The following is a 7,033-nucleotide window of genomic DNA, read 5'->3' as shown; positions in this document are numbered from 1 at the left end:
CGGGGGTGTCGGCCGCACGCCGGGGCCTCGCCGGGCTGCCCGACGCGTGGCGCGAGGCGCTCTCGGCGGCCAGGGCGGTCACGGCCCAGCCGCGCTTCGGCCCGGTGGCCCGGTGGCCGTCGATCGGCCCGTACCGCATGCTCACCGCGCTCCCGCCGGGCACCGACCCCGCCGTAAGACCCCTGTTGACTCCCGACCACACCGAACTGGCCCACACGGCCGAGGTGTTCCTCGACTGCGCGGGCCAGGCCGGCCGCACGGCTGCGGCCCTCGGCATCCACCGCCAGACGCTCTACTACCGGCTGTCGCGCGTGGAGCAGCTCACCGGCCTGGACCTGGACGAGGGCGAGGACCGCCTGCTGCTGCACATGTCGCTGAAGCAGGCGCACTTGTGAGCATCCGCTGCCAACTGGGCGCCGGCGTCAGCCGGTTGCCTTCCGTACGGCGGATGTGAGCGCGCGGTCGACCAGGGCGGGTGTGCCGTCGAGGATGACCGCCACTCGCCCCAGCACGACGGCGACCACCTTGCGGGTGCTCGCAGCGCCGGGTAGACCGCTTTCCTCGCTCTGCGTCTCCAGGTAGCCGAAGCGCAGGCCCGGACCCGGCACATCGACCTTTCGCGTCGTCACCGTGTACTCCCCGGTGCTCTGGCCGTTCACCGTCAGCACCTGGGTGTACCGGGGGCATGCGGTGAGCGTCGCGAACAGTGAGTCGACGCGTGCGGCGAGGGTGGCGGGCTTCGCGCTGTAGACGCGCTCCACCAGAAGCTCCTTCTGGTGGAGGTAGTCGGCCGATGTTTTCGCCACCGAGCCCATCACGTCGTCGTACGGGCGGCGCCCGTCGTACCGCGCACGCGCGTCGCAGTCCGGGATCGCGGCCGTTATGGAGAGGGATCCGGCGGATCCGTCCACTTCGTGGCGCTCGACCCCGTCCCCCAGCTCCGCCGCGTCCAGGAGACGGGCGTGCAGGTCCCCCGAGGTGAGCGGCGAAGCCGCGTCCGACGGCGCCGGCAGGGAGTGCTTCCGCCCGCCACTCATACAGCCGACGAGCGGGAGCAACAGAGCGAGGGCGACGAGGACTTGTGCCACGTTCCGTGTGCCCGCCCGGTGCGGGTGGCTTCCGTGGCCGCTCTTCGCCGGTCGGCTTTCCGCGTAACCGTGCATGGCCCACTCCCCCGTCGACGCGACTGCCGTCCCGTACTGTCACCCGTCCCGTACGGGACCCCTCCCCGTCCGTTGTGCGGGCGAAGCCACCCAGGTGCTGTTCTTGGAGCATGTGCGGAGCCCGATCATCTGGGCGGCGACGGTGACGGTTCCGCGGTAGACGCAGGCGCGTTTGTCACAACGGCCCGCGACCGCCCGGCGGTCCTCGACGTGGCGGGACTGTCCGGCCGCAACTCGACTCCGGTGCTGTTGCGAGGTCACGCGTCCTTCTGCGCGGCAGCAGCGAGGGACGACCCCGCGGTATGCCGCTTGCGGTAGGCGCGTGAGGCGACTTGGGAGGAGCAGCCTGTCGAACAGTAAAGGGCGGAGGAGTTCTTCGTCTTGTCTAGGAATCCTGTGTAGCACGCGTGGTTGTTGCATGCCTTCAAGCGCCTCCACTCGCTGGTGGAAGCGGTCTGAGCGGCCGTGGCGAGCAGAGTGCCGAAGAAGCCGGCGACTCCCGTCTGGATCGGCGTCCAGCGGCTGGAGTGGACGCCGATCAACGGGGCGACCGGGTGCAGCGCTCCCGCCCGTGCCAGGTATTCCTCGGCATGATCAATGGCCTGGTCGTCGCGTTCGTGGGCGTTGACGTGCGCGAGCAGCAGCACGGCGAGTGCTCCGCGGATCTCGCGGGCGGTCGCCACGTCCGAGTCTGAGATCAGTGTGCCGGGCTCGATCAGATGCCTCTCGACCATCCATACGCGCATGGACTCGACATCCTCGAGGTGATCCGGCGAACCCAGGACCGATCGGGTGTTCACGAACCCCAGGACCAGGTCGAGCCCGACGAGGGGCACGAGCATCCCAGCCGCCACCTCAAGATCATCACTTCCCATGCGGACACTATACTCCGTCAGTATCTAAATGCGTATGCTCATGATTTTCACGTCTTGATAGATTTGACGTCATGAGTAAAACGCATATGCTCATGACTCAAGCAGGGAGGCCCCACCTCCTGGACGACGAAGGGCTTGATCATGTCTACTGCGATCCTGATGGTCATCACCGGCGCGAACGCCTGGACCCTGAACGACGGCAGCAAGTACCCCACCGGCTACTGGGCGAGCGAGTTCATCCACCCGCACCAGGTCTTCACCGATGCCGGCCTCGACATCACCATCGCCACGCCGGGCGGCGTGGAACCCACCGTGGACGCGGTCAGCCTCTCGCCGGCGATGAACGGCGACGATCAGGCATCCATCGACACCCAGCGCGCCTATCTCGCGACATTCGGTGACACGCTGGCCTCGCCGGCCGTACTGGAGAAGGTCGACCCCGCCGACTTCGACGCGGTGTACGTATGCGGCGGCCACGGCCCGATGGAGGACCTCGGTGACAACGCCGCCATCGGCAAGGTGGTCACCACCCTCCTGGACGATCCGGACAAGATCGTCAGCGCGCTGTGCCACGGCGTCGCCGCTCTACTGCCCGCCCGCGCCGAGGACGGCTCCTGGCCCTTCTCCGGCCGCAAGCTCACCAGCCTGACCAACGAGGAGGAGACCGCCGTCGGACTTGCCGACAAGGCTCCCTGGCTGCTGGAGACGCGCCTGCGCGAAGCAGGGGCCGATTTCCAGGCGGGACCGGCCTTCCTCCCCCACGTCATCGTGGACGGCAACCTCGTCACCGGCCAGAATCCGGCCTCCGCACACCTCTCCGCCGAGGCCGTCGTCAAGATCCTGGCCGGTAAATAAGCACCACAGGTCTTCCGCGGCGCCCAGTGGGCGCCGCGGATGTTCTACGCCTCGACCTCAGGCAACGACGTTCCTCAGGTAACGACGTAACGACATTTCATGCTCAGCATCCGTGGAGGAAAAACGTGGACATCCAGAACTCCGTCGCGCTCGTGACCGGCGCGAATCGCGGTTTCGGCAGACACCTGGCAGCCGAGCTGCTCAATCGCGGGGCCCGGAAGGTCTACGCGGGAGCCCGTAATCCCGCGTCGGTCGACCTCCCCGGAGTCGTGCCTCTGCAGTTGGACATCGCAGATCCCGCTTCCGTGGAAGCGGCGGCGAAAGCAGCGCAGGATGTCACGCTGCTGATCAACAACGCCGGCATCAGCACGCACACGGCCCTCGTCGACGGGGATATGGCAGACATCAGACTCGAGATGGAGACACATCTCTTCGGCACCCTCGGTGTCACCCGAGCCTTCGCCCCCCTGTTGACGTCCAACGGCGGCGGCGCGATTCTCAATGTCTTGTCTGTCCTGTCCCTGGTGCACTACCCGGCCTACGGCGCCTACAGCGTCGCCAAGGCTGCGGAGTGGGCCATGACAAACGTGATCCGACAAGAGCTGGCAGGTGCGCGAATCGACGTGACAGGCCTCATCGTCGGCTACATGGACACCGACATGGCCGATTACGTCGACCCTTCGGACAAGGCCGACCCGGTTGTCGTGGCACGGATGGCCCTGGACGGTGTCCAGGCGCGCGCCCTCGAAGTGATCGGTGACGAGAAGGGCCGCAACGCCCTGGCTGGATTGTCCGGTGGAGCGGACCAGATGTATCCCGGCTTCCCCGTGGCGATCTAGGGCGTTCCGTCTGGATCATCTCGCAGACCGGATGATCCAGACGAAACACACTAGGCGGGGGCTTCCGCCGGTGGCCCGTACGCCCGCAGGAAGGTGTCGACCGCGGCCTTCGCCACCGCGTGCGTCTCGGCGGCCGGGACCTTGTGGGTGCCGAGCCGGGAACGTGCCTCCATCGGGCCGGTGAGCAGCGCGAGGAAGTGTTCGGCCGCCTGGCCCGGGTCGTACGGGCGCGGCCGCGCTTCAGCTTCAGAGAGGGAACGACCGAGGAGGAGAAGGCCGACGTCCTGGCGGCGATGAGGCGTACGGCGACGGTCGACTCGGCCTCGTTCGGGACGGTCGGCCAGGATCTCGGCGATCCCTCAGAGGGCTTCACCCACGCGTACGCGGCGGGGGTCGAGGATCTGGCGGCCCTGGAGCGGTACATGCACGACCCGGTGCATCTCGAAGGGGATTTCACGATCGTCCCCCGCCTCGCGAAGCTCTCGGCGGTCCGCTTCTCGGACGACCTGGACCCCGGGCTGAGCGGGAAGATCATGGCGATGCACTCCGCCAAGGTCGCGAAGTACCCGGAGTGGGGTCAGCTCCTCGACTCGATCCCCCAGGCCCGGATCACCACCGGCCCCTGACGGCCCGGCACACCGGACCGGCCCCGGTCAGACGGCGCCGTGCGCGATGAGGCTCCTGGCGCAGTCCAGTACGGTCTCCCGCGCCGGCCGGGGTTCCCAGCCGAGGACGCGCCTGGCCTTCTCCGTGCTGTGCCGGTTACGACGGCCCAGCGCGGGCGCGATCTCGCGCAGCGACGGGTCGCGGAACCGGGCGGCGAACCGTACAGCGATGTCCGGGATCTGCCGGGTGGACACCTTGCGGCCGTCGGCGCCGAGGCCGTCCCGCAGGGTGCGGGCCATCTCCGACATCCAGGTGAACTCGCCGGTGGCGAGGAATCGTTGGCCCGCCGCCTCCGGCGATGTCATCGCCCGGATGTGGACGTCGACGAGGTCGCGGACGTCCACGATCTCAAGACCGATCCGTGGGATCCCCCGCATCCCGCCGGAGAGCATGCGCGCGACGATGCCGACCGACCCGATGGTGTCCGTCGTGAGGACGGGGCCGAACACGGCGCCGGGGAGCACGGTGGTCAGTTCGGTGGCGCCCCGGTAGCCGTCCATGAAGTCCCAGGCCGCCCGCTCGGCGAGGGTCTTCGAGCGTCGGTAGGGGATCAGCGTGGGGTCGTCGGGATCGGTCCACAGCGTCTCGTCGGTCACGCCTTCCGTCGCGTAGGACGACGGGCTCGCGGTGTTCGCCGCCGAGGTGGTCACCACCCGCTTCACCCCGGCGGCGGTCGCCGCGCGGAGCACCCGCAGCGTGCCGTCGCGGGCCGGGGTGATCATCGCCTCCGGGTTCTTCGGGTCCGCGCCGCCGAGCGGGGAGGCGACGTGCAGTACGCGGTCGACGCCCTTGAGCGCGGCGTCCCAGCCGTCGTCGGCCGTGAGGTCGGCGACGGCGAAGCTCAGCCTCCCCGCCGGGTCGACGGCGGTCGACACCGCGTCGGTGACGGCTTGCTCCTTGGCCGCGGTCCGTACAGTCGTGCGTACGTCATAGCCCGCCCGCAGCAGCTCGACGACGCACCAGCCGGCGATGTACCCGCTGCCGCCGGTGACCAGCACCACTTCTGCCATGACTGTCCTCCACAAGGTCTTACGGGTGTGCGAAAATGAAACGGAAGGCCTTCCGGTATGACGTCTCCGACCGTACCGGAAGCCCTTCCGCTTCACAATTTCCACTGAACGGACTGCCCACACCCGTGAACCCGCCGCCGCCCAGGCCGACCCGCTCGGACGCCCTCGACAACCGGGCGCGCATCCTGGCCGCCGCCACCGAGGCGTTCTCCGCCTCCGGCAGCGGCTCAGCCGGCGCCCCGACCGGCGCCTCCAGCGGCGGCGCCTCCACCAGCACGTCCATGACGTCCATCGCCAAGAGCGCCGGCGTCGGGGTCGGCACGCTGTACCGGCACTTCCCCACCCGGGAATCGCTGATCGTCGAGCTGTACCGCCAGGAGATCCAGAAGCTGATCGACCTCGCCCACACCCTGGCCGGATCGCTCCCCCCGCTCGTTGCCCTTCGCCGCTGGTTCGAGGAGGTCGCCCACTACGGCCGGCTGAAGTACGGCGTCGCCGAGGTCATCCACGCGGCGACCAACGGCGGCCTCGACGACGAGCACTACGACCCGTTCCTCGGCGCGATCACCGTCCTGCTCGACGCGGGGGCCGCCGAGGGCACGCTCAAGTCCGGGACCGATCCGGAGGACGTACTGCTGCAACTGAGCGTCCTGTGGCGGATTCCGCCGGGGAACGGCGACCAGGAGCGGGCGGCCCGCATCCTCGACCTGGTGGTGGACGGCCTCCGCACCCGGCCGCCGGAATCCTCCTGAGGCGGCGTCCGGAGGGTGTTCACCAGGGGACGGTGGTTCCGTCCCACGAGTGGAACTCCCCCGTGGGACCTTCGTCCTCCAGGAGCGCCAGCCGTACGGCGCCCGCGGCGGCCTCCGCCGGGTCACCTTCGCTGGCGGCGGCGCGGGCGTTGAGTTCGGTGGCCCGCAGGCCGGGCGCGAGCGCGTTCACCTTGAAGCCGTCACCGGCGAGCGCCTGGGCGTAGAAGACGGTCAGGGCGTTCAGCGCCGTCTTCGACGACCGGTAGGCCGCCGCCTCGCCCACCGCCGAGAACTGCCCCCCGGGGTCCGTGCTCCGGCCGAGCGAGCCGGTACCGCTGGAGATGTTGACGATGCGGGGCTTCGCCGACCGGCGCAGCGCCGGCAGGAACGCGTTGGTGACGGCCAGGACGCCGAAGACGTTCGTCTCGTACGTACGGCGGAAGCTGTCGACGTCCGCCTCGTCGGGCGCCGCGCTGTCGGCCATGATGCCGGCGTTGTTGACCAGAATGTCCAGGCTCTGGACCTGCCGCGCGGCCTCGGCGATGCTCGTACTGTCGGTGACGTCGAGGAGCAGCAGCCGGGCGTCGCCGCCGATCTCCTCGACGGCGCGCCTGCCCCGCTCCGCGTCGCGCGAGCCGATGTGGACGGTGAGTCCGGCGGCGGCGAGCTGCCGGGCGATCTCCTTGCCGATGCCCTTGTTGGCACCGGTCACGAGTGCTGTGGAACTGTGGGAACTGTTCATGGTGTCGACCATGCCAGCAGGCCCGCGGACCAGCCAGGCACAACCGATACCTGGAAACCAGGAGGTGGACCCGATGGCGCGAGCGGAACTCGCCCGTTTTCTGCGCGACCGGCGGGAGGGCACGCCGCCCG

9 protein-coding genes and 1 pseudogene are annotated in these 7,033 nt (G+C 69.3%); 5 read left to right on the top strand and 5 right to left on the bottom strand.

What is annotated here, in order from left to right; translation table 11 throughout:
- A partial coding sequence (locus QR77_RS29850) for a helix-turn-helix domain-containing protein (RefSeq protein ID WP_040025109.1) occupies window positions 1–395 on the top strand: 395 nt, incomplete at its 5' end.
- Between the two features lie 27 nt (window positions 396–422).
- Here QR77_RS29850 and QR77_RS29845 read toward each other — a convergent pair.
- The gene (locus QR77_RS29845) at window positions 423–1,163 is read right to left on the bottom strand and encodes a hypothetical protein (protein WP_236710858.1); all 741 of its coding nucleotides are present in this window, start codon (window positions 1,161–1,163) and stop codon (window positions 423–425) included.
- Between the two features lie 257 nt (window positions 1,164–1,420).
- The gene (locus tag QR77_RS29840; protein ID WP_063798098.1) at window positions 1,421–2,038 is read right to left on the bottom strand and encodes a CGNR zinc finger domain-containing protein; all 618 of its coding nucleotides are present in this window, start codon (window positions 2,036–2,038) and stop codon (window positions 1,421–1,423) included.
- A gap of 141 nt (window positions 2,039–2,179) precedes the next feature.
- On the opposite strand from QR77_RS29840, the gene QR77_RS29835 reads away from it, so the two are divergent.
- On the top strand, window positions 2,180–2,893 hold the full coding sequence (locus QR77_RS29835) for a type 1 glutamine amidotransferase domain-containing protein (protein WP_040025107.1): 714 nt from the start codon (window positions 2,180–2,182) through the stop codon (window positions 2,891–2,893).
- A 125-nt stretch (window positions 2,894–3,018) separates the two neighbouring features.
- Entirely contained in the window at window positions 3,019–3,732 is a 714-nt protein-coding gene (locus tag QR77_RS29830) for an SDR family oxidoreductase (protein WP_040025105.1), read from the top strand.
- 50 nt (window positions 3,733–3,782) lie between these two features.
- Here QR77_RS29830 and QR77_RS45430 read toward each other — a convergent pair.
- Window positions 3,783–3,962 (bottom strand): annotated as a pseudogene (locus QR77_RS45430) (TetR/AcrR family transcriptional regulator C-terminal domain-containing protein); the annotation flags it as partial.
- On the opposite strand from QR77_RS45430, the gene QR77_RS29825 reads away from it, so the two are divergent.
- Window positions 3,930–4,358: a Dabb family protein gene (locus tag QR77_RS29825; RefSeq protein ID WP_078877317.1), complete on the top strand. Its 429-nt coding sequence runs from the start codon at window positions 3,930–3,932 to the stop codon at window positions 4,356–4,358. The pseudogene QR77_RS45430 and the gene QR77_RS29825 sit on opposite strands and share 33 nt — an antisense overlap.
- A 27-nt stretch (window positions 4,359–4,385) precedes the next feature.
- Here QR77_RS29825 and QR77_RS29820 read toward each other — a convergent pair whose 3' ends face one another.
- Entirely contained in the window at window positions 4,386–5,408 is a 1,023-nt protein-coding gene (locus QR77_RS29820; RefSeq protein ID WP_040025104.1) for an NAD-dependent epimerase/dehydratase family protein, read from the bottom strand.
- A 125-nt stretch (window positions 5,409–5,533) separates the two neighbouring features.
- Between QR77_RS29820 and QR77_RS29815 the strand changes: the two genes are divergently transcribed.
- The gene (locus tag QR77_RS29815) at window positions 5,534–6,160 is read left to right on the top strand and encodes a TetR/AcrR family transcriptional regulator (protein WP_040028893.1); all 627 of its coding nucleotides are present in this window, start codon (window positions 5,534–5,536) and stop codon (window positions 6,158–6,160) included.
- A gap of 19 nt (window positions 6,161–6,179) precedes the next feature.
- On the opposite strand, the gene QR77_RS29810 is transcribed toward QR77_RS29815, so the two are convergent.
- Window positions 6,180–6,902, bottom strand: a complete 723-nt coding sequence (locus QR77_RS29810) for an SDR family oxidoreductase (protein WP_040028891.1) — start codon at window positions 6,900–6,902, stop codon at window positions 6,180–6,182.
- Between the last annotated feature and the right edge of the window lie 131 nt (window positions 6,903–7,033).

The organism is Streptomyces sp. 150FB, assembly GCF_000818195.1.
Classification (GTDB): Bacteria; Actinomycetota; Actinomycetes; order Streptomycetales; family Streptomycetaceae; genus Streptomyces.
Note: the sequence above shows the minus strand (reverse complement) of the source record. Positions and strands in the feature narration are given on the sequence as shown.